Genomic DNA, 22,014 nt, shown 5'->3' on the forward strand with positions numbered 1-22,014 from the left:
GAATAATTACAGTATTTTTAGATATTTACGCATTACAAATATTTTGCTAAATTCTATATTCAAATATTTTCAAGTGGTCGAGCTTTCAAAGCTTAAAATACGACTAAAAATTTTTTCCGTATTTGCACTGATTTTATTTACCCGAATAAATCCGATTATTCCTATTATAAAAAAATAGTAAAGAAATTGGGTTTATCTGTATAACTTAGACTAAAACTTCCCTTAAATCAAAACTAAAGAAATGCAGAGTATGTCAGATATAGTTACTAAAAAGTTGGGGAATTTTTTGCAGCAGATAGAAGAGCGATCGCATTTTCACGCAGGTTATCCATACAATTTAACTTGTGATTACAGTGAGATAATTAAATCTTTCAATTTCATGTTAAATAATGCTGGAGATCCTTATGTAGAACCAGATTTTGGTCTTCATTCTCGTCAATTTGAACAAGAAGTCTTATCTTTTTTTGCCCAACTTTATAAGATTCCAGAATATAAATTTTGGGGTTATGTGACTGCTGGGGGAACTGAAGGGAATTTATATGGAATCTTTTTAGCAAGAGAAATTTATCCCAATGGAATTCTTTATTCATCACAAGACTCTCATTACTCAATTCCCAAAGCAGCAAGATTATTTCGGATCAAACATCAAGTTGTAGATTCCCAAATTAATGGGGAAATGGATTATGAGCATTTTGAACTACTAATTAGCCAAAATCGCCATTGTCCAGCAATTATCAATTTAAATATTGGCAGTACTGTTAAAGGTGCGATCGATAACTTAGACAAAGTTCTAGAAATTTTAGATCGTTATCAAATTAAAAATTATTACATTCATTGTGATGCTGCACTTTCAGGATTAATATTACCCTTTTTAGATGGCGCTCCTCAAATTAACTTTCAAAAACCTATAGATAGCGTAGCTATTTCTGCTAAATTTATGGGTTCTCCATTGCCTTGTGGTGTAGTCTTAACTAAAAAAAAGTGGGTAGAAAGAGTGGAAACAATGATTGAATATATTGGTTCCAAAGATACAACTATTCTCGGTTCTAGAAACGGCCATACTCCTCTGATTCTTTGGTATGCCCTGCAAAGTAGGGGTTATAATGGGTTAGCCAAAGAAGCAAAGACGTGTATTCGGAATGCCCAATATCTTTTTCAACAACTTCAACTTAGAGAATATCCATGTATGCTCAATAAGTTCTCTACTACTGTAGTATTTAAAAAGCCGTCTCAAAGGTTAATTAAAAAGTGGCAGTTAGCAACTTTTGAGAATTGGGTACACATTGTAGTCATGCAGAATATCGATAGGGAGAAAATCGATACTTTTATTGATGAACTTGTTTTAGAAGAAAGATTGTTTGAGCAAGCAAAAGATTTACAGCTACAGGCAGTCAGCTAAACCATTGGGCATGGGAAGAGGACAAGGAGACGGGGGAATAACCAATGACTAATGACTAATGACTAATGATAATTTAGTTCCTTAAGAAGTCTTTGTAACAAAAGTTAGCAGCAAGTAATGTTTCTACTTCTGCACTTTGTATGGGTGGTAAGAAAAAATATCCTTGTCCATAATCACATTGCAATGCCTTAAGTTGTGCTAATTGTTCTACAGTTTCTATTCCTTCTGCTGTTACAGACATATTCAAATTATGAGCTAATGTAACAATCGCTCGAACAATTTCTAAATTTTCTCCTCGACTACCTATATTGTTGACAAAAGAACGGTCAATCTTAATGGTTCTAATTGGTAGCCGATGTAGATAATTCAAAGATGAATAGCCAGTACCAAAATCATCCATATGTAATTCTACATTCAGCGCGGTTAACTGGGAAAGTACGGTAGTAGCTAATTCAAAATTATCCATCAACAAACTTTCAGTAATCTCCAATTTCAAACTACATGGCTCTAGTCCAGTTTGCTGTAAAATTTGTTGAACTTGTTTCAATATATCAGCTTGGGTAATCTGTTTTCCAGAAAAATTGACGCTAATTGTCAAGTTTAATGAACTAGGAAATTGTTGATGCCATGTATGCATTTGTTGGCACGCTTGATAAAGTACCCATTGCCCAATACTAACAATCATTCCAGTTTCTTCTGCGAGGGGGATAAAATCTTGAGGAGAAATAATTCCTCGTTCTGGATGATGCCAGCGTATCAATGCTTCAAATCCAATGATTTTGCCAGTTAGCAGTGAAACAATTGGCTGGTAGTAAAGGCGAAATTCCTCTTGCTTGAGCAGGAGTGCATGTCGTAGAGCAGTTTCTAATTCTAAGAGCAAAGATGCACTCTCATGCATCTTTTGGTCAAACACCTCATAACGTGCTTTACCAAGTGCTTTAGCAGAGTACATTGCCACATCTGCATCGCGTATAATCTGCGCTGCTTGCTGATAATCTGCTTTACTGAAAGCAATGCCAATACTCGCATTGGTGAACACCCTATGCTCATTCAATTGAAATGGCAAAGCTAGCACTTTTTTGATGCGTTCAGCTATCTGTGTAGCCGTGTTAAGATCGTCAATGTCTTCAATTAAAATTGTGAACTCATCTCCACCAAAACGGGCAACTATATCTCCGCCTCGGACAACTGACTTGAGGCGATGAGAAATTGCAATTAAAAGTTGATTTCCTAGTAGATGTCCCAGACTATCATTAACGACTTTAAATCGGTCTAAGTCCAAGAAAAGTACAGCAAATAGATAATTTTTTTGCTGTTTAGTACGTTCTATTGACTGCTCCACTCGCTCGAGAAATAAACGTTGATTGGGTAACCCAGTTAGCCCATCATGAAGAGTATTGTGTAGTAATTGTTCTTGTGCTTCTTGACGCTTGATAATGTCTTGCTCGAGTTGTTGATTAACTCGAATAAGTTCAATAGTGCGTTCTAAGACCAGTTGCTCAAGCTGGCAACGGTATTGGACTAATTCTTCCTCTGCTAGTTTACGTTGAGTGATGTCACGTACAATGACAACATACTCCCGTAATTGGGGATTAAATGGCCGTGAAACAGTTGATTCAACAATTCTTAGACCTTGGTTGATTTTTAAAGTTTGCTCACTTCTAATAGACCATTGCTCTGGTTTGCCGTGATAGCAAATTAACAGTTGATTCAAGTTTCGCCCAAGCAACTGCTGAATACTTAATTCAAATAATTCTTCAGCAGCTGCATTTGTTTGACAAATTATGCCGTCTTCATCTAATACTAAAACAGTATCTGGAACGGTATCAAGAGTAGTGATAAATAGGTTTTTTGCTTGTTTGCGTGCCTCATCAATAGCAACAATTTGTGGTAGAGTTGTCCAGCAGGCGATCGCTACTCCTGCAAAAGAAAGCGTCACTAGTAAAATAGCTAATAAAGAATTATGACTATCATTAGTAACTTTGCCTAATAAATCGCGGATAAACCAACTACTTGTAGCAGTAATACAAATTAATGATACTAAGACAATTACCTGTAATACAACAAAGTCTGGGTTGTTTTTACTAGACTTTGCATAGTAACGGTCTGTCCAAAATTTTGGATATAATGCTGCAAATTTTACGCGACGTAGCACTGCATCTCCTAACATCAAAAAAATGGGTAATAATAATCCCACGAAAAAATCTCTCCAATTCCAGGCTAAACCTCCGACTATTAGAACTATCGTTTCTACAAAGAAAAAACCAAGTGACCACCAAGGCCATAACACCTCAGATTGACCTCGACACAGCCATAATCCTAAATGTAGTCCCATAATTGACAACAGATAACAAGTACCTGCTACGGTCACTAATTGAGATACATTTCCCAAATTCAAACAAAGCAGACTGAGGAGAAAGGCAACTAGAATGGCAGGCCCAAGAACACCTTGACGGGAAACTACTGTAAATATTTCAGAAACCTGTCCGTCTAAGGCCAGTTGATATAATACCCGAGGTGAATTACAAACCGCCGTAGCAGAACTTAAAAGGCAAGACACAGTAATTAGAAGTGTTACTAGAAAAGAGGCGTATTTACCCCAAAAAGGCACAGCAGCTGCCAGCAAATTTAGGAAAGCATCGTCCCCTATTGCTTGATTTGGAACTGAACACATTAAGACCCAAGAACTGCCTAAAAATACCGGAGGAATTAAGCAAGCAGCCACGGTTAAAAACTTCAAAGTTTTATCTGGGTTGTGGCTATCAGCAACAAAAGAAGAAGTAGTTTCACAAGCATAAATTGAATAGCTGGCTACGAAAAACCACTTTGCCCATTCTTCAAAACTCAAGCTATGTATACTAATTGGAGGTAAGTTCCAACTAGTGCTTGAAAAAGTTAACCATACCACACCTTGAATGCAAAACAAAAACAGTAATAAAATCGCTGGTAAGACAAAAAATAAGTGTAGCAGTGCTAAAGCACGACTACCACTGAACGCCACAATAAAAGGAATCGCTGTAAATACAACTTTTAAAAAAGTTTCTGGACAAACAATACCTAATGTTTGAAAATTGACTTTAATCAGGTTTGTCAAAATAATTGCGTACAGCGCTGGTGCTGCTGCCCAGCTAAAAAAGTATCCTAAAGCTACGTAACTACCTAACTCAGGAAAGTTTTTTAATAGCCTTGTGGTATAGTTCGGTGTTCCTCCTGCGATATTTGGCCAATGTCTACCTAAACTTTGTACTTGCAAATTAAGTAAAAAGGAGACAATAGCGCCAAACAACCAAACTAAGATAGCTTTAGACCCTAATGCTGCATGAATAATGGGGGCAGTACCAATCCATCCAACATGACCCGTCAACCCAAAGCCCCAGGTTTCCAGATAACTCAGAGTACGCGGTAAAGGCATTCGCAAGGGTTGATTTTTCTCTGTTTGGAGAGAATCGTTACTAGCCATTGTTTCTTAACTAGATTTACAGGCCTTTTCACTCAATAACTGAATCTAGCTATTAAAGCTTCAGTATAAGTACTAGATTTAATAAAAGACTAGCTTAATTAGTTACTAATTTTTATTTTTGTATATAATAATCGATATGTAAAAATTCCCTAATTCTTAAACAATTAGGGAATTTCGCTGTTTATGAGAGATTAAGTAGGACTATAGTTTTTGCAACAACTCCTGAGCTAACTGAAAAAACGCTTTTGAACCAGGTGATTGAGGAGCATTTAAAACAGCTGGCATAAAACTATCAACAGCTTTAGCAACATTAACATCAACTGGTATTTGTACTTTACAAATTTTTTCTACACCAAAATCTTCAACAACACGGTGCATAACTTGTTTATAGTATCTGCCAGTCAGAAGATTAGCACTAGACATACTGAAGACAATTCCTAGCATTTTTATATCTATCTTACTTTCATTTCCGTGACTATCTTTTAATTGGGCAATCCGTCTTTCTAGTAGCTGAATACCCACTACAGACAAGGGTTCTGGTTTAGCAGGAAGTATGTAGAAATCGCTGGCAGCTAAAGCGCTACGAGTCAATAGATTATAACCTGGGGCACAATCGAGCAGGATAAAATCATATTGTTGCCGTACAGGTTTTAAAATGTTATTTATCAAAACTCTTTCAAAGCGATTCCAAATCGTTTCAAAGTCTTGTTCACCTAAAGCAGTTGCTTGTTTATGCAGCATTTCTGACACAACAAATTCATCATACAAGTCGATATCTCCCGGTAATAAATCCAGCCCAGGAAGGTTACAAACCTGGGATTGAATGATATCTTGAATTGTCAGCTTTGCTTGTGGTTCTGGATTGATAACCTCATCTATGAGATATCTAAATGTCTTACTTTGTTTACGACGCTTAGCAAAATCTAATGGTGACATCAGACTGAGTGTGGCGCTAATTTGGCTGTCCAAATCAAGGACAAGTACCCGCTTGCCATGATTTTTAGCTAAACAGGTAGCTAAGTTGACAGTCAGGGTGGTTTTACCAACACCACCTTTCATATTTGCAGTTGCAATTACATATCCCATTGATTGAATCCTTTGTTAACGCATTTCCATCTAGGTAGCGTACACCCCTCTGAATCTATCAAATCTTCCATTAAATTTAATATTTTGGCACACTCAAAACTGTTCTGAGTAAAGAAGTATTGAATGAGCGAGATGGAGAGATGGGAAGATAGGGAGCAGAGGGGAAAATAATAATTCAACATTTAACAGTCAAGGCTTCGACTCCGCTCAGCCTTGACCTAAGCGAACGCGAGTGCGTCTCGTAGAGAAGCCGAAGAATCCACATTCACCACTCCCTACTCCCCACTCCCCTTTTCTTGTTTTACCAAAACATTGATTCTGTAAGTTCAGAACCCCCTGCTTGACGTCCTAGTAAAAAGTGACTCACTGCAAATAAAATAACCATTGGTACTGAGGCAAAGTGAACAATTCGTAACGCTTGCCAACTACCAAACAAATCCACAATCCAATGAAATTGAGCAGGTTTATACATTCCTATTCCTGTAAATAATGCCAACAGCAAGATGGGAATAATTGCTGTATAGGCGATACGATGCCAAGCATAAATGAGGCGCTTGGAATTTTGAGTTTTTTGTAATGCTTTGAGGTCGTTAGCTCCTACAAACCGATGTCGCCAGCGCCGGGTAATTAAAACGTAAATTCCATACCACAAGAGATTTAACGAAAATAGCCACATTGCTGCAAAATGCCAATGTCTACCTCCTGCAAGCCAACCTCCCAAGGTAAATATTGGTGGAATGTGTAAGCCTGCACGTCCACCAAAAACAGGGTTGGCATTGTAAATTTGTAGTCCACTGGTGAGCATCAGAAATAGGCTAATGATGTTACACCAATGAAATATTTTGGCTCCTATTGCTTGGGTGGGTAACTTATGAGGTTTGGTGGAAATGGTTGAAGTCATAGATTTTAATTGATAGTATTTATTGTTTATCTAGCCATACAAATACCTTGTAGAGGCGCACAGCTAGCTGTGCTACCCTAGGTAAAATATTATATGTATGAAGATTTTCAGAGAATGGTATAAGTCCTATATTTATCAAAAATTGCTATCTTTGTAAACAAAGATTAATTAACTAAAAGCTGGCGTGTTTTTTCATATAGATATGGTGTTTTGCTGTTGTACTCATCTCAATTACGAACTCTGTACCTTGACCTAATTGAGAGTTACATTTAAGTTTACCTTGATGTTTTTCCACTATGATTTGCTGACTAATTGATAGTCCCAATCCTTTTCCTACCGCTTTGGTAGTAAAGAAGGGTTCAAATATATGTCTTTGAATATGGGGAAGTATACCTTTAGCATTATCAGAAATCCGAATTATAACTTTCTGCTTTTTTCCTAGTTGTTGATTATTTAAGCAAGGTTGATGACTGTTGACTAATGATAAGTGACTGCTAATAATTTCTGTATGAATCCAAATTTTGGGATTAAATGAATAATTTTGGTGAATTTTTTCTTCCAAGGCATCAATGGCATTAGTCAAGATATTTATAAATACCTGATTTAGTTCACCAGGATAGCATTCAATTAAGGGCAATTCCCCAAAATTTTTAATTATTTCAATCTTTGGTCTATCAGGCTGTTCTTTCAGGCGATGCTGCAAAATTCTCAGAACATTATCAAGTCCTTGATGCAAGTCAGCTTTTTGCATTTGACCTTGGTCAGAGTGGGAAAAACTCCGCAAAGCAAAAACAATTTCTTTGATGCGCTCAGTTCCGGCTCGCATTGACCAGAGTAATTTCAAAAAGTCCGTCTTGAGAAAATTGAGGTCAAGGCGTTGCAAATGTAAGCCAATGACTGGGGTTGGTGTGGGATAGTAATGTTGATAAAGTTCAATAACTCTGATTAAGTCTTCAGTGTATTGACTGGCAGGATGGAGATTGCAGTAGATAAAGCTAACTGGGTTATGAATTTCGTTAGCTATATCTGCCACCAGTTGACCGAGATTAGCCATTTTCTGGTTCTCGAATAACTGTCTTTGGGTAGATTGGAGTTTTTGCTGGGTAATTTCTAGCTGCTGGGATTTTTCTCTGACTTGGGTTTCGAGAGACTGGCGTTCGGCAATTTCTTTTTGGAGTTGTTGAGATAGTTGGTATTCTTGAATAGCGATCGCTTTCTGTTGAGTAATATCTTTGTGTGTCCCCGCCATCCGCACTGGTTTACCAAATTCATCCCACTGAAATACTTTGCCACAAGTCAGAATCCATTTCCACTCACCGGATTTAGTTAACATCCGTAATTCCACTTCAAACACAGGTGTGTATTCTTGAAGATAATCCTGCAATACCTGGCGAATTCTCGGCAAATCCTGGGGATGTACCAGTTGCTCAAAAGATTTCAAATCGTTATCGATTTCGTCTGGTTCATACCCCAGAATGCTTTTCCACTGAGGATCGTAATAAGTTTTATCTGTTACCAGATTCCAATCCCACAACCCTAAGCCACTGGCTATTAAGGCCATTTCTAAGGCCGCTTGCGAGCATTGGCAAGGACCTGAATTCTCTGAAACTAAATTTTTTTGTCCTTTTTCTAGTTGTTCTGGCTCTGAAAAACTCTGGTTATCTTGTACCGAGAGTTGAGTTTCCAATGGATTAATAGTGGGTTCTTCGATATGCATAGCCACTGTTACGATGAGGAAGATATCCTGTGCTTCTCTCTCTACGCTGTCTTAGCACCGTGACGATACAGTTATGGACAGTACGGTTTTGTTAACAAATCGTCAACTCAGTTGATTAGACTGTAACTTAGATCTCAGATTATCAGCCCAGATCGTTAATTTGGATGTAATTTAGCAAAAACTAAATGGACAAATCTTACCTTTGTTGCGATCGCCTTAGCTATTTTTGAGAAAAAAACAGCTAATTTGTGTGCATCTACATTCTAAGATATGTCTCAAAAAAGTAGATCGAATCACATAAAATTAGAGAAAAACTCGCAAAAATTTGTAAAAAAATTTTATGATGAAATCACGTCAAATATCTGAGGATACAAAAAAATTATCCAGACTTGTTTGTAGCTTTTTGGAAAGGGCTGGCTGTTACCCACACAAAACAAGCTACATAAAGTTGCCAAGAATAATCGTGTGAGACAATTTCATGCTGAATTAGAGTCAATGAGTGATGACTATAGACGAAGTAGTACTCCTATTAAAAGCCAGTCAAGCAACCGGTTTAACAACACTCCAAGAAATTGTATTGCGTTCTTCCTGGGAAGGAAAAACCTACACCAATATAGCAGTTGAAGTAAATTATGCTGAGGATCGCCTCAGAAAAGTTGCTGCTGATTTATGGCAAATCCTGAGTGATTTTTACAAAGAACCGATAAATCAATCCAATTTCCGCCAAACTCTAGAAAATCATCGTCTTAATAAAGCACATCAGCAGTTAGTTAAGGAATATAACCAAACTGCCACAGCCATATCTTTAGAATTTCCAAGTGGACCAGTATCCCTAAATTCCAGATTCTATATTTCTCGCCCACCAATTGAGGAAGTTGCTTACGCAGAAATAACTCAACCAGGGAGTGTCATCTCCATCAAAGCACCCAAAAAAATGGGGAAAAGCTCCCTAGTTCTGCGGCTGCTTGCACGCGCTAAAAAACAACACTTCTGCACCGTAAGCTTAGACTTTCAGCAAGCAGACAAAACAGTATTTGCTAATTTGGATAAATTTTTGCGTTGGTTTTGTGCCAATGTCAGTCGGGAATTACAGCTAGAAGCAAAACTCAATGATTATTGGGATGAACAGATGGGTAGCAAAGTCAGCTGCTCTATCTATTTCCAAAAATATTTATTGTCTGCGTTAGAAGCTCCTCTGGTTTTAGTCTTGGATGAAGCGGATTGGGTGTTTGATTATCAGGAAATTGCCGGAGAATTGTTAGCATTAGTGCGTTCGTGGCACGAACAAGCTAAAGCAGTAGAAATTTGGCAAAAACTACGCTTGGTTCTGGTTTACTCTACAGAAATTATTGTTCCCATCAAACTGACTCAATCACCATTTAATATTGGTTTGCCGATTAAATTGCCTTTGTTTACAAAAGAACAAGTGCAAGATTTAGCACAACGTCACGGTTTGGATTGGAAAGATGGTAAAGATGCTGACAGTTTAATGGCAATGCTGGGGGGACATCCTTACTTGGTACGATTGGCTTTATATCATCTTGTAGGTAAAGGAGGATTACAAGGTAATTTAAAACAGCTATTGCAACAAGCACCTACAAACTCAGGAATTTATCATGAGTATTTAAAGCAAGATATATTAGTACTACGAGATGAACCAGATTTAGCAGCAGCTTTTTATCAAGTAATTAATGCTAAAAATTATGTGAAATTAGAACCAGCATTGGCATATAAATTACAGTCTATGGGACTAATTAATTTAGAAGGCGATCGCTGTACTCCCACATGTGAATTATATCGTTTATATTTTCGCGAATATCTGAAAATTCATCAGGAATTTAACAATAATTATGTTGAACAATTGAAACAAGAAAATCAACAATTAGTTGTCCTCTCTAGCTTAGATGAACTAACTCAATTAGTAAATCGTCGCTATTTTCAAACTTCCCTACAAATTGAATGGCAAAGTTCTGTTCGTCAGTGCACCCCAATATCACTAATTTTATGCGATATTGACTATTTCAAAATTTATAATAAAACTTACGGCATTGCCGCAGGAGATCGGTGTTTACGAAAAATTGCTAATACTATCTGTAACTGCGTAACATGCTTATTAAGTAATAGTACTTTCTCATCTTCTACTAATAAAACTGCTTATCCTGCTACTAATTATTTTGCAACTTTCCCAACAGGAGATTTAAAAGATGAAAATAACGAGGTGTTAGTGGCTCGCTATGGTGGTGAAGAATTTGTGATTCTCGCAAAAATAGATGTTGCTGCTGCAATGTACATAGCCGAATATATTCGAGAGGAAGTAAAAACATTGGCGATTCAGTGTGAGTATCCTAGCATTGGTGGTTTGCCTGCTCCTGTTTTGACTGTGAGTTTAGGGGTAGCTAGTATTATTCCCGCGGTTGAAACTGAGCCTGCTAATTTAGTTAATGCTGCTGAAAAAGCACTTTATCACGCTAAAAGGCAAGGACGCGATCGCGTTGTTTTAGGTTAACTATTAATAATAATTTCTACCACGCTCGCTAATACTAAGCGATCGCCCCTTGATATCAAGCAAGTATTTGATGTAACTCTAATAAAGCCAGTTTCGAGCGTTGACCAGTCTAATATCTTCAGACTTGGCAATAAAAGCGATCGCTATGGCTGACCCATCATGTTATAGTTATATTTGTTACAAACAATAACAGTATTGTGTAAAAAGTTTGAGTTTACTAACAAAAGAATTATTCAGATGATTGTTATCACTAAAAAGCTCTATAGGAATCATATTTGATTTTTGAAATATACGTAGGGTGTGTTATGCCGTAGGCTAACGCACCAAAACCTTCGGGTGGTGCGTTACGGAAGCCGTAACACACCCTACACATACTTAGATTTTTTCAGAAATCAAATACTAGTCCTATATATTTATTTTGAGCAAGTGTAATTTTATTCGTAAAAATCACTAAATTATATTATTTAATAAATATGTGAATTAGGCTTTTCAGAGTTTTTTTATAATATCCAGTAAATTTTTATCGTGTTAGAAATAGTTTGTTTGGTATCTAGAGAATGACTGAGAACAAAGAGAAAAATAACTCTAACGACTTCAGTGCTAAAATCGCAAATGCTTTGGAGGGAGTTTTTGAGAGCGTTGCCCTTACAAGAAAACAGCACTTTATAGAAAATCCAACTAAGCGACCCACTCGACAAGATATTGATTCCATAACTAAAAGTTATTCCAACCAGAATGCTCTGATTGCAGGTGCGGCTAATTTCATTCCCGGTCCGTGGGGAATGCTTGCTACTGTACCCGAACTAGCCGCTATTATTAGAAATCAAATTCAAATGATCTACGACCTCGGCGTAGCACACGGGAAAGAAGCACACTTAAATAAAAATCTCTTACTTGGGATATTTTCTACAGTACTAGGAGGGGGCGCCATCGGGTTGGTGAGTGTTAAAGGTAGTCAGTTGCTTGTGAAAAAAGCATCTCTGAGAGTAATACAAAAAATAATCATTTGGCTTGGAGGCAATATCTCCCAGAAATTACTTAAACGATTTATCGCTAAATGGTTACCTATTGCAGGGGCAGCGGCAATGGCAATATGGGCACGGCAGTCAACAATAAGTATGGGAGAAAAAGCATCTCAAATGCTAGCTATGGATATTGTCACCTCAGAGGAAGAAGTCAGTGAAGGCGACATTCCCTCCTAAGACCTATGGTGTATACACAACTCTTGAAATCCCACCTAACGCTTGGTTGTGTCATCTAGCTCTGGGCTGTTGGATGTTTGCGGAAGCCCGTCATTGCGTTCGCGTAGCGTCTCGTAGAGACGAGGAACGACGAAGCAATCACAAAAACTAAAGGATTATGCGATTACTTCGCTTTGCTCGTAATGACAAATTAAAGGGTCTATAAGCCTTGAAACCCTTGCAGACAGTACTTGTGTGTACACCGTAGCTCGTAAGACAAGACGAGAAACAGCTATGTAAAATTGTCGCCAAGCGCCACATCCTAAATAATTCGGGGTGCGTTAGCCTACGGCATAACACACCCTACTTTATATACATTGAATTTTTATCGTTGACTTACTTATCCTTGTGAATTCTTGTTTAAGAAATCATTCTCTGAAGTTTCTTCCGCGATTTTTTCAAAAAACGATTCATTTGCGACATCACATTAGGAACTTTCAACTCTTTTGGTTTTCGTTCTGGCTGTTTGAGAAATCGATAATATAAAAACTCATCTCTATAATCAATATTCACATCTTCTCCTTGACATAAACGAGCAAAGTCAATAGAAGAATAGCTCATATAATGAATGCGATGAATTGGTTTTAAGCCATCTTCATTGTAAAGAACATTATTAATATTTACGAATCTGTCTGCATTAGCACAGTTACCTGTCCTATCTTGAGGATTGGGACTGAGGGTAAAGTTAAATATTCGGGGATCGCCGTATAAAGTTATATAAACGAATATGCCAGAACTAGACCACCAAGAACCTGGACGAATCCATTCAAATTCACCTTTTTCAATCCATCTTTCTTTAATGATATCTAAATCTTCGCCACCGAAAAGCAACCGCTTAGAACCAAAAAAGCTATCACAATGAATTTTGGCACGCAAATCAGCTTCTGTTAGCTGTGTGACTTTTTCAAGTACATCAATATTTAATTGTGTTTTTTCTCTAGGTTTAGCATGTTCCCAATCGTTAAATATTAAATCGTAATTATCCAGCTTTTCAAAAACGTCATCAATTGGTTTCATGGCTAAACTATCAGCATCATAAAACACAAATTTATCAAACTCGCCATTAAAAGAAGCAAACTTTCGGTGTACAGAACCTTTGTACCATCCTGGACGATTTAATTTAGAATCATTTGCTCTGGGATGAGCATCCCAAAGCTCATTGATGAAATTATCCCAGCGATGAATTGCTTCCCAATCTTCAAAAAGTGTGATATTTTTTCTAGATTTGAGTTCCTGTTTAACCAAATCTAATTGCTGGTTATAAGGAATCACACAAACAGGAATATCTTCTCCAACATTTACCTCAATGCTGTTTAGCAAAGCAACTAATTGGTCGTATACAGTATCATTGGCAAGCGTATAAATACCAAATGATTTCATTTTGCTAAATCCTACTTAACTTATAGACTAGTTTGTTCGCTCAGCACTTTGTCAGTGACAGTTACATACTGACTTACACTGGACTATAAAAACAATAGCTGAGGTAGAACTATACAGTAAATTTACCATTACGGTCTGTTAATAGGTAACTAGCTTTTTGTTTGCTTTAATTTATGAAAATTTTACAAATCATATATTAAGGGATACTTATGATGACATACAGGCATAAAGCAGGTCATGGTGTATGTATCACATTTGATGCATTACTTGTATGAACATCTTGATGGTATCTTGCACCTTTCCCTACCCACCAACAAGGGGGGGAACCCAAGTCAGGACATTTTATTTACTTAAGTATTTAGCTCAACACCATACTGTTACCTTGGTTACTCAACGAGAACACGGTGTTACTGATGCGGAATTAGTAGGATTACGTGATTGTGTCGATCATTTGGTAGTTTTCGATCGCCCGCAAGATTCTGCAACCACAGCCAAAATGTTGAAAAAGATACAGCGTTTTGGTAAATTTTTGTTTCAGGGTACACCCCCAAGTGTACTCAACCACTACTCAGTGGAGATGCAGACCTGGCTTAATAATTGGGTAGAAGCAGGAAAATGTGATGCGATCACTTGCGAACATAGCGTCAATGAAATTTATGTGCAGCCACATTTTCAGAAACAGCTAAAAACCATAGTTAATGTTCATAGTTCTGTTTATGCCACTTGTCGTAAACAACTAGCGATCGGTATTTCTCAAAATACAATCAGAGACAAAATTAATCTGCCACTTTTGCGTCGTTATGAACAAAATTACTGTGCTAAATTTTCAGAAATTGTTGTGACAACAGAAGAAGATAAACTGCAAATACAAGAATTTAACCCCAATAGTAAAATTACAGTTATCACCAACGGCGTAGATTTAGTTTCTTTTCCCTATCGTACCAGCGATCCAGGGGGACATCATTTAATTTTTATTGGTGCAATGGATTATTTGGCGAATGTTGATGCTGTGTGCTTTTTCAGCAATGAAGTATTGCCAGAAATCCAAAAGAAATATCCTGACACAACTTTCGAGATTGTCGGTTCTCATCCAGCGCCAGAAGTTTTAGCACTTAATAAAAAACCAGGAATTCATGTTACTGGACGTGTACCTTCAATGGTAGAGTATTTGCACAAAGCAACAATCTGCGTTGTACCGATGCGGACTGGCTTTGGCATTAAAAATAAGACTCTAGAAGCAATGGCAGCTGGTGTACCAATAGTGGCAAGCGATCGCGGTTTAGAAGGATTAGCTGTAGACGGTACTAGCGAACCATTACGTGCATTACGAGCCAATCAACCTGCACAGTACGTCAGCGCAATTAGTAAATTATTCGAGAATCCCCAATTGCGATCGCAATTGTCGCAAAATGCCAGACAACTAGTAGAAGCAGAATTCACTTGGGATATCGCTGGCAAAAGGTATGAACAAATTTGTCTTGCATAATTCTTAATTGTTTGGAATTCTGAATTATTAAAACAAATGCATATAGAGACGTTGTATTACAACGTCTCTATATAAATAAATGATTGGTGATGCAAATTATCTTATCTAAACCTTATTGGGTTTTAGTTATACGGGTTTCAATCATGATTGTAATAGATGGAGTTACTAAAAATATGCAAAGTAACTCATTATATAGAAGATGCACGCCCGAACACAATCAAAAATCTCAAATCCAAAATTGTATCACTTTGTGAAAATACAACGACTCAATTATTTTCAAAATTAGTCGCAGGCTTGAACACAAGTAATTTTTTATGCTTACGCTTATTCTTATTCTTGAGGATAGCCAAATAATTATCAACGTAGCGAAAAGCAGATGCAGAATCGTAAGCAGCGATCGATATAGCTTGCAAGAAAACCTTTGAGGGAATTTCAAACCCTAAAAATTTTTCTGTTAAAATTAATAAATCTTGATCTGTGGCAGGAAAAGTAATTTCTTGTGCTTCTTCTGAATCATTAAAGATATCTTCAATTAATGCTCTGGACATTTTGTACCTCCCCAAAAGCATAAGACGCAAAGCCAGTGATGAAATTGAGCTGCTGATCGCGAGTTTGTAAGTTATCTGGGAGTTCAGTACCAGGACATCCAATTTCCCGCAAAATTTCTAAACAATAAGCACCGAGTTTGGTATATGGAGCTTGCTCCAATTCTTGAGCTACCTCCAGAGCCATCTTCAAATTGACCTGGATAACCGTCGTTACAGGGCTGGTCATAAATAAACCCTAATCAACTGGATGCTCTCAGTTTTGATCGGAAAGACAAATTAAGTAACGGTGTTTTTGCGGAATTTATTAAGAAGGCACATTAAAGTATCAGGGCATTTGCGGTCAAGCATCCAAATCACAAGACTGCAATCTTAGTAAAGCCGGGTTCTCAGTGAATTATAGGATAATATGATGTCCGCTAAATTGCCCATATTAGAAACTTGTGCGGCTACTGTCAGAGAACGCCTCAAGGGTTTGGCGTTCACAACTTCAATTACTGAGCACTACTGACGGTTTTTTGTTGTTGATAACGCTCTTTAAACTGCTGTTGTTGTCTTTTATGATCTACGATTGGTTCCGGATAGCCAGCAGCATGGCGTTCTAAAGGAGGAATTTTACCAGTAACTAAATATTCTGTATCCACATGCCGCAATTCTGTCACCCATTGGCGAATGTATTCGCCATCTGGATCGAATTTTTGTGCTTGACTGGCTGGGTTGAAAATTCGCACGGGTTTGGGGTCCATCCCACTAGAAGCACTCCATTGCCAACCACCATTGTTAGCAGATAAATCACCATCAATCAGCTTCTGCATAAAGTATTTTTCTCCTAGTTGGGGATTAATTAGCAAGTCTTTGGTGAGAAAACTAGCGACAATCATCCGACAACGGTTGTGCATCCACCCGCTTTCATTCAGCTGGCGCATTGCTGCATCCACAATCGGGTAGCCAGTTCTTCCTTCGCACCAAGCTTGGAAATGTGTTTCGTTAGTTTCCCAAGGAAAGTTCTTGAAGGTGTTGCGGAAAGCACCATCAGCTAATTCAGGGAAGTTATACATTGCGTGTTGATAAAACTCGCGCCAAGCTAGTTCCTGTTGCCATGTGCGGATAGCGACTGTTGCTTCTTCACTGCGACTATTTTCTTGTGCTTGTGTTGTGGCTTGCCAAACAGTACGAATACCAATGGCGCCAAATTTCAAAGCTGCACTCAGTTGGGATGTTCCATCAACTGCGGGAAAATTGCGCTGTTCTTGGTATTCAGTAATGGCTTTAGTAGTAAATTCCTCTAGCCGTTCTTGTGCCGCCGCCTCTCCTGGTGAGAGAATCAATCCTCCATCCCAAATAAATCCTAAATCTTTTGCAGAAGGTAATGCCATTGCTCCTGCAAGTTTCGCAATTGTCTGTTCAGCTTCCGTTAACCCCTCGGTATTTTGCAGAGTTTCTACTGGTTGACTCTTGGGTTTGCTAATCCAATTTTTCCAAAAGGGAGTATAAACCGTATAAGGTTGATTACTGCCCGACCGTATTTCTTCTGGGGAATGGAGAATTTGATCCCAGTTTTGGCTGAGAAACTGGATACTTTTTTGTTTGAGGGCATTTATAATAGTGCGATCGCGTTCTTGGGAATAAGGTTCTACATCCCAATTCCAAAAAACAGCTTTTGCTGATAACGCCTCAGCTAAAGCTGGTATCCCTTGCACGGGATCGGTATGAAGTATTAACAACTGGCTGCCAACTTCGGCATATCGCTGTTGTAATTTCTCCAAACAGCCAATCATATAAGTTACCCTCGCCGGGGCAACATCATCTCGTTCCAGAATATGCGGGTCGAGGCAAAACACACCCACCACCTTCGGACTTTGCTCCCGTGCCGCAGCCAGTCCCGTATTATCAGAAATGCGTAAATCCCGACGATGCCAAAACAGAATTAAGTCAGACATTCCATACTCAAGATAGTTCACCCGTACTAGCTTAGATGTTAATGGCTCCAATCAGCATCATTCTGCTGATAAATTTATTCTGTGAATTGAGCATCAGGCAAAGGGGCAAATAATAACTCCTAACTCTTCACTCCTAACTCCCAACTCAGCATCCCAATACCCCATTACCAAAATCCCCGGTTTGTCAATCGGTAATAGTGGCTTTTGAGTTAAAAGTTGAGTATACTCTTCTTAACAGTTAATTAGTCTTTTTGTCATGGCTAACCTCCTACTTAATGACGGCACAATTGAGAGCGATTTAGGCGAAATAGCTCGTGAACTTGCCCCTCTTGGTATTGAACTTAGACACTACGACCCAGGCACATCGCTGCTTTTCCCAAATCTGCTAGACCAGGAGGTTTTAACAGAGTCTGAAAAACTTTATATCATAGAACTCCATAACAGCGTCTTTGAATTTATCCAGCAAGAAAATGAGGCTCTGTGGTCTGACTTGCTGAATCTCCATCCAGGTTCCCCCAATCTTCATCAGCTAATAGCAACATACGGTCGTTACCACACTCACACTGCTGCTGAACCCCTATATGTGTTGGCAGGAGAAATGATCTATGGCTTCCTGCGACCCGATGGTAGTCAAGTACAGCTTTTAATTCAGGCACAAGACTATCTCTACATACCCCCAGGTGTTGAGCATTGGTGCAGCCCAAATGCATCGTTGAATTTCAAAGCAGTACGCTATTTTGCAAATGCAGAAGGATGGGTTCCTAAGTATACAGGTACTCAAGTGAGTGATTCCCTCAATAAGCCGCGTTAACAATCATTAGTTGCTTGCAGGGTTAAAATATGACAACAATCTCATCAGCAGCCTTTTGCGAGACGAGCTTATGCAAGAATCTGTGGTTTATCAAAGAATTATTAGACAAGGAATTGAGCAGGGGAGAAAAGAGGAGGCTTTGTCAGTAGTTCTGCGCTTATTGACTCGGCGAATTGGTATCATTGCTCCAGAATTGCGTAGGCGTACCCCTACGGGGAAGCAAGCTACGCGTAGCGTCTCGTAGAGAAGCCTGTCGTAGACATCGCAGATTGAAGGATTATCTCTAACTCAATTAGAAGAGTTGAGCGAAGCGCTATTAGATTTCTCTACAGCAGCAGATTTAGTAGGCTGGTTGCAGAACCATCAATAAACTTTACTCAACTTCTTCACAGCGAATTAACAGCATTTCCATCGCTTCTGCTAGAGAAATCAACTCTGTCCAAGAGGAACCAGTGACTAAATTTTGGGCATGAGCTAATCGGTTTCGCAACTGTTCAGCAGATTTGAGGAAACGTTCGCCAAACCGCTTGGATTTCAGTCCCAGCTGTTCGAGAAGTTCTGGTTGATTTAAAACCAACTCTCGTTTATCGCAGAATTGCAGGTAATCTAACAAATCGGTAGCTTCGTTTCTTTCCTGGCTTTCTCGCCATAGCCGCCTAGCAACTTCTAACCGCTCTTTTTTCAGGACTTCTTGCCAAGAATCTTGAGGATAGTAAAGCCGCACCAGTCGCAGGAGATTCATTTCTAGGAGCGTTACCAACCCAAACAATAGCATTCGAGCGGGTGCTTTCTGCAAGTCGCCACAGGTAACGATTCCACTCACTTGATTGCAGTCGAGAACAAACAATCGGGGAGTTTGTTGCAAAATGGGTAGTAACTTCATCAGTGGGGTGGAAATGGCAATTAGTTCTTTGGGATGAAATACCCGTTGATAGTCGCTACATTTGCCAGATTTACCTTGAATCAAACTACACCGTTCTACATAACCGCTAATAGTATCCCCGGTTTCGATGCCGATGACATCAAAATTTTGTGCCTCCATCCAATGCAGCACTTCTGTCACCTCTGCATCAGCTGGCATAGCTTTGAGCGGTTCTGCAACGTATTCAATGGTGATATTGTTCTCAAACAAACTCCGCAGGTCTTGAGAACGCGATTTAAGGTGTTTCATCACCCTTTTGTAAACTCACATGAAATAATCCTATGGTAATCGTGCGATCGCTCGCCGAGTTTTCTGCTACATTAACTCTCCAATTGCCAAAAAGCTAGGAAAACATCGACAAAACCCCTAAAAAGGCGTTGACATTGGCTAAGACGGACAGCAGTCATTAAACATTATCTTTTACCATTTTTGTTGGTATAGATGTAATGATGCTTATCCGTTATCAAGTAACAAATTATTTTGCATCTACAAAAAATAAATATCTATGTAGTTAAATGTATGAGATTAATTGATTAATTTTCCTGGAAAATGGAGAAATTACTCGAAAAAAAATGTTATTACTAAAACGATACATCGAATTGATACTTGGTAGAATCGTACCAAGATAACTAAAATTGATAACATTATGCCAAGAAAAGAACAAGGATGGGTCACATTTCAAACCTCTGAGGACGAGCGGAAGATTTTAGAAGAATTCTGCGAACAGTCCCAACGCACCAAGACTGAAATTCTGCGGGAACTCGTGCGTAGTCTCAATCAGCACTCTTCACCACCAATATCATTACCAACTAGCCAGGAAGAACAACAAGATATCTACGCTCAAAAGCCTGAGTTAGAAACTAACATTCCCAGAAAATCATTAAAAGTTAGCTCTCGCAATATTCTTAAAGGTGTCGTTAAACGAGTGGTTTATGGAGCCGTTAATAGTGAAGTAACTATCGAAATTATTCACAAAGTAGAATTAACCTCGATTATCACCAGAGCTTCTGCTGAAGAGTTGGAACTAGCTGTGGGAAAAGAAGCTTATGCAGTTATTAAATCTAATGATATAGTTATTGCCAGAGAATAGAATGATTTTGATTTGGAGCATAATTATGTTAGGAAGATGAATTTTACTGAATAACTAACATTTTTAATTCTGAACATCTCTAAGATAAAGTTAGTATTTATAGCGATGCGATCGCAGATATCAAAGATGACACTCTGACGCTGTGACTTGATAATTTCTGCGCGTTGGAGTGTCTCCCACTCTTTGCCTTCTGTGAGTACGGTAAACCGTATTTGCTCATTAGTTCCCAAAGATTAGTTTAATTGTTAAGTTTAGTTACATAGATTAAAAATCGTAGCCAAGCTTGCTGAAAGGGAGAATTGATTACTCTTGAGGATGAAGATTGCATGAACGACTTGGCGTAGGCGTAGTCTGTCTTAGATATCGCCTAAGTTGGGTGGATACCTCATTGCACGCTGGATTTACGTCAGACAAAAGCAGTCACCCTGTGATGGCTTTTGGCAAACTGCTTTGCGTGTGAGTATTTTTAAGGAGTCTTTTGTTGAGTTTCTCAAATTCCATCAAAAATAAATTTATTTAACATTGTTTAACATTGCCATGAAAGCCACAAATCAATTAGCGCATTTTTTAGAAAAAGAGTTGGCTATTTCTGGGAAAGCAATTTCCCTGGCCTTGCGACATTGCGAACAGACTCCCAACTTCCTAGCAATGACCCTCTGGCAATATGGGCTGATAACACTAGACCAGTTAGCCCAAATTTTTGATTGGCTAGAAGAGGCTGGGGAGACAAATCAATTCAAAATTCAAAATTCTCTCTTGGAAAGTTCTGAGCGGAGGTTTCCTCCGCTCAGACTTTCCGCAAAATTCAAAATTAAAGAACTTCTGCCTTCTGCCTCCTCTTTTCCAATGACCAATGACTAATGACCAATGACTAACAAGGATTAGATAACACCTATGACAATTAAACAACAGCCTCAGCCACCCCGGACTAGAATTATTGCCAATGTATTGCTAGCAGTATCAGGGTTATTCCTGCTTTTAAATCTGTTTTTGCCTGGTTTGTTTGGTTCTCGTCCTGCTGGCGTTCCCTATAGCTTATTTATTCATCAAGTACAGGAAGGGGAAGTCAGCCGCGCTTCCGTTGGTCAAAACCAGATTCTCTACGAATTAAAAACAGAGAATGGTGAACCAGGGCAGGTGTTTGCAACTACACCAATCTTTGATTTGGAATTGCCCAAACTCCTAGAACAAAAAGGAGTTGAATTTGCGGCTACGCCTCCACCGAAGAATACTTGGTTTACAACCCTCTTGAGTTGGGTCATCCCACCATTAATTTTTATTGGTATCTGGCAATTCTTTATTTCACGCGGTAGCGGTGGTTCTCAAGGTGTTCTCTCTATCGGTAAGAGTAAAGCGAAGGTTTACGTTGAAGGTGAATCAGCTAAAATTACCTTCCAAGATGTGGCTGGGGTAGAAGAAGCTAAAACTGAGTTAGTGGAAATTGTAGATTTTCTCAAGACTCCGGCACGTTTTACCGCAAATTTCTCACAAACAATAAAAAATCAATTCACATCGCTTGATGTAAGACAT

General features: G+C 38.6%; 17 protein-coding genes and 2 pseudogenes. 9 read left to right on the forward strand and 10 right to left on the reverse strand.

Going from position 1 to position 22,014, the window contains the following annotated elements:
* Positions 1-250 precede the first annotated feature (250 nt).
* Positions 251-1,399, forward strand: a complete 1,149-nt coding sequence (locus ACM0OY_RS30335; protein ID WP_414572481.1) for a histidine decarboxylase — start codon at positions 251-253, stop codon at positions 1,397-1,399.
* A 73-nt stretch (positions 1,400-1,472) separates the two neighbouring features.
* Here ACM0OY_RS30335 and ACM0OY_RS30340 read toward each other — a convergent pair whose 3' ends face one another.
* The 4 genes from ACM0OY_RS30340 to ACM0OY_RS30355 form a co-directional block, all read right to left on the reverse strand.
* A complete protein-coding gene (locus ACM0OY_RS30340; RefSeq protein ID WP_414572482.1) occupies positions 1,473-4,859 on the reverse strand; it encodes an amino acid permease in 3,387 nt (1,128 codons plus the stop codon).
* Positions 4,860-5,060: 201 nt separating this feature from the next.
* The gene (locus tag ACM0OY_RS30345; RefSeq protein WP_414572483.1) at positions 5,061-5,945 is read right to left on the reverse strand and encodes a ParA family protein; all 885 of its coding nucleotides are present in this window, start codon (positions 5,943-5,945) and stop codon (positions 5,061-5,063) included.
* Positions 5,946-6,246: 301 nt separating this feature from the next.
* The gene (locus ACM0OY_RS30350; RefSeq protein ID WP_414572484.1) at positions 6,247-6,846 is read right to left on the reverse strand and encodes a cytochrome b/b6 domain-containing protein; all 600 of its coding nucleotides are present in this window, start codon (positions 6,844-6,846) and stop codon (positions 6,247-6,249) included.
* Between the two features lie 172 nt (positions 6,847-7,018).
* Positions 7,019-8,563, reverse strand: coding sequence for a PAS domain-containing protein (locus tag ACM0OY_RS30355; RefSeq protein ID WP_414572485.1), 1,545 nt, complete (start codon positions 8,561-8,563; stop codon positions 7,019-7,021).
* Positions 8,564-9,065: 502 nt separating this feature from the next.
* On the opposite strand from ACM0OY_RS30355, the gene ACM0OY_RS30360 reads away from it, so the two are divergent.
* Together ACM0OY_RS30360 and ACM0OY_RS30365 are read left to right on the forward strand one after the other, a co-directional pair.
* Positions 9,066-11,069: an AAA-like domain-containing protein gene (locus ACM0OY_RS30360; protein ID WP_414572486.1), complete on the forward strand. Its 2,004-nt coding sequence runs from the start codon at positions 9,066-9,068 to the stop codon at positions 11,067-11,069.
* Between the two features lie 557 nt (positions 11,070-11,626).
* Positions 11,627-12,271: a hypothetical protein gene (locus ACM0OY_RS30365; protein ID WP_414572487.1), complete on the forward strand. Its 645-nt coding sequence runs from the start codon at positions 11,627-11,629 to the stop codon at positions 12,269-12,271.
* Between the two features lie 399 nt (positions 12,272-12,670).
* Here ACM0OY_RS30365 and ACM0OY_RS30370 read toward each other — a convergent pair whose 3' ends face one another.
* On the reverse strand, positions 12,671-13,690 hold the full coding sequence (locus ACM0OY_RS30370) for an Npun_R2821/Npun_R2822 family protein (RefSeq protein WP_414572488.1): 1,020 nt from the start codon (positions 13,688-13,690) through the stop codon (positions 12,671-12,673).
* Between the two features lie 271 nt (positions 13,691-13,961).
* Between ACM0OY_RS30370 and ACM0OY_RS30375 the strand changes: the two genes are divergently transcribed.
* Entirely contained in the window at positions 13,962-15,176 is a 1,215-nt protein-coding gene (locus tag ACM0OY_RS30375; RefSeq protein ID WP_414572489.1) for a glycosyltransferase family 4 protein, read from the forward strand.
* A 266-nt stretch (positions 15,177-15,442) separates the two neighbouring features.
* Here the strand turns inward: ACM0OY_RS30375 and ACM0OY_RS30380 are convergent, their stop codons facing one another.
* From ACM0OY_RS30380 to ACM0OY_RS30390, 3 genes are all read right to left on the reverse strand, one after another.
* On the reverse strand, positions 15,443-15,724 hold the full coding sequence (locus ACM0OY_RS30380) for a hypothetical protein (protein ID WP_414572490.1): 282 nt from the start codon (positions 15,722-15,724) through the stop codon (positions 15,443-15,445).
* Positions 15,705-15,950, reverse strand: coding sequence for a hypothetical protein (locus ACM0OY_RS30385; protein ID WP_414572491.1), 246 nt, complete (start codon positions 15,948-15,950; stop codon positions 15,705-15,707). The genes ACM0OY_RS30380 and ACM0OY_RS30385 overlap by 20 nt, the downstream gene beginning before the upstream one ends.
* Positions 15,951-16,215: 265 nt before the next feature.
* Positions 16,216-17,661, reverse strand: coding sequence for a deoxyribodipyrimidine photo-lyase, 8-HDF type (locus ACM0OY_RS30390; protein ID WP_414572492.1), 1,446 nt, complete (start codon positions 17,659-17,661; stop codon positions 16,216-16,218).
* Positions 17,662-17,917: 256 nt separating this feature from the next.
* Here ACM0OY_RS30390 and ACM0OY_RS30395 point away from each other — a divergent pair, with 256 nt between their 5' ends.
* Both ACM0OY_RS30395 and ACM0OY_RS30400 read left to right on the forward strand, forming a co-directional pair.
* A complete protein-coding gene (locus tag ACM0OY_RS30395) occupies positions 17,918-18,472 on the forward strand; it encodes an acireductone dioxygenase (protein WP_414572493.1) in 555 nt (184 codons plus the stop codon).
* Positions 18,473-18,542: 70 nt separating this feature from the next.
* Positions 18,543-18,842: pseudogene (locus ACM0OY_RS30400) on the forward strand (DUF4351 domain-containing protein).
* Positions 18,843-18,845: 3 nt separating this feature from the next.
* Here ACM0OY_RS30400 and ACM0OY_RS30405 read toward each other — a convergent pair.
* On the reverse strand, positions 18,846-19,643 hold the full coding sequence (locus tag ACM0OY_RS30405) for a hypothetical protein (RefSeq protein ID WP_414572494.1): 798 nt from the start codon (positions 19,641-19,643) through the stop codon (positions 18,846-18,848).
* A 397-nt stretch (positions 19,644-20,040) separates the two neighbouring features.
* Between ACM0OY_RS30405 and ACM0OY_RS30410 the strand changes: the two genes are divergently transcribed.
* On the forward strand, positions 20,041-20,484 hold the full coding sequence (locus tag ACM0OY_RS30410) for a TOBE domain-containing protein (protein WP_414572495.1): 444 nt from the start codon (positions 20,041-20,043) through the stop codon (positions 20,482-20,484).
* Between the two features lie 23 nt (positions 20,485-20,507).
* Here ACM0OY_RS30410 and ACM0OY_RS30415 read toward each other — a convergent pair whose 3' ends face one another.
* The gene (locus tag ACM0OY_RS30415; protein ID WP_414572496.1) at positions 20,508-20,714 is read right to left on the reverse strand and encodes a hypothetical protein; all 207 of its coding nucleotides are present in this window, start codon (positions 20,712-20,714) and stop codon (positions 20,508-20,510) included.
* 307 nt (positions 20,715-21,021) lie between these two features.
* On the opposite strand from ACM0OY_RS30415, the pseudogene ACM0OY_RS30420 reads away from it, so the two are divergent.
* Positions 21,022-21,204, forward strand: a pseudogene (locus tag ACM0OY_RS30420) (DUF2949 domain-containing protein); the annotation flags it as partial.
* Between the two features lie 174 nt (positions 21,205-21,378).
* A partial coding sequence (locus ACM0OY_RS30425) for an ATP-dependent metallopeptidase FtsH/Yme1/Tma family protein (protein WP_414572497.1) occupies positions 21,379-22,014 on the forward strand: 636 nt, incomplete at its 3' end.

Origin of the sequence: Nostoc sp. CCY 9925, assembly GCF_963920935.1 — a bacterium.
Lineage (GTDB): Bacteria > Cyanobacteriota > Cyanobacteriia > Cyanobacteriales > Nostocaceae > Nostoc.

What these genes read in the sequence shown, in the direction of transcription:
- ACM0OY_RS30365 (WP_414572487.1), top strand. Translation starts at nt 11,627, where the DNA reads ATGACTGAGAACAAAGAGAAAAATAACTCTAACGACTTCAGTGCTAAA.
- ACM0OY_RS30355 (WP_414572485.1), bottom strand. Translation starts at nt 8,563, where the DNA reads ATGCATATCGAAGAACCCACTATTAATCCATTGGAAACTCAACTCTCG.
- ACM0OY_RS30370 (WP_414572488.1), bottom strand. Translation starts at nt 13,690, where the DNA reads ATGAAATCATTTGGTATTTATACGCTTGCCAATGATACTGTATACGAC.
- ACM0OY_RS30385 (WP_414572491.1), bottom strand. Translation starts at nt 15,950, where the DNA reads ATGACCAGCCCTGTAACGACGGTTATCCAGGTCAATTTGAAGATGGCT.
- ACM0OY_RS30375 (WP_414572489.1), top strand. Translation starts at nt 13,962, where the DNA reads ATGAACATCTTGATGGTATCTTGCACCTTTCCCTACCCACCAACAAGG.
- ACM0OY_RS30405 (WP_414572494.1), bottom strand. Translation starts at nt 19,643, where the DNA reads ATGAAACACCTTAAATCGCGTTCTCAAGACCTGCGGAGTTTGTTTGAG.
- ACM0OY_RS30380 (WP_414572490.1), bottom strand. Translation starts at nt 15,724, where the DNA reads ATGTCCAGAGCATTAATTGAAGATATCTTTAATGATTCAGAAGAAGCA.
- ACM0OY_RS30395 (WP_414572493.1), top strand. Translation starts at nt 17,918, where the DNA reads ATGGCTAACCTCCTACTTAATGACGGCACAATTGAGAGCGATTTAGGC.
- ACM0OY_RS30410 (WP_414572495.1), top strand. Translation starts at nt 20,041, where the DNA reads ATGCCAAGAAAAGAACAAGGATGGGTCACATTTCAAACCTCTGAGGAC.
- ACM0OY_RS30360 (WP_414572486.1), top strand. Translation starts at nt 9,066, where the DNA reads ATGACTATAGACGAAGTAGTACTCCTATTAAAAGCCAGTCAAGCAACC.
- ACM0OY_RS30335 (WP_414572481.1), top strand. Translation starts at nt 251, where the DNA reads ATGTCAGATATAGTTACTAAAAAGTTGGGGAATTTTTTGCAGCAGATA.
- ACM0OY_RS30390 (WP_414572492.1), bottom strand. Translation starts at nt 17,661, where the DNA reads ATGTCTGACTTAATTCTGTTTTGGCATCGTCGGGATTTACGCATTTCT.
- ACM0OY_RS30345 (WP_414572483.1), bottom strand. Translation starts at nt 5,945, where the DNA reads ATGGGATATGTAATTGCAACTGCAAATATGAAAGGTGGTGTTGGTAAA.
- ACM0OY_RS30350 (WP_414572484.1), bottom strand. Translation starts at nt 6,846, where the DNA reads ATGACTTCAACCATTTCCACCAAACCTCATAAGTTACCCACCCAAGCA.
- ACM0OY_RS30340 (WP_414572482.1), bottom strand. Translation starts at nt 4,859, where the DNA reads ATGGCTAGTAACGATTCTCTCCAAACAGAGAAAAATCAACCCTTGCGA.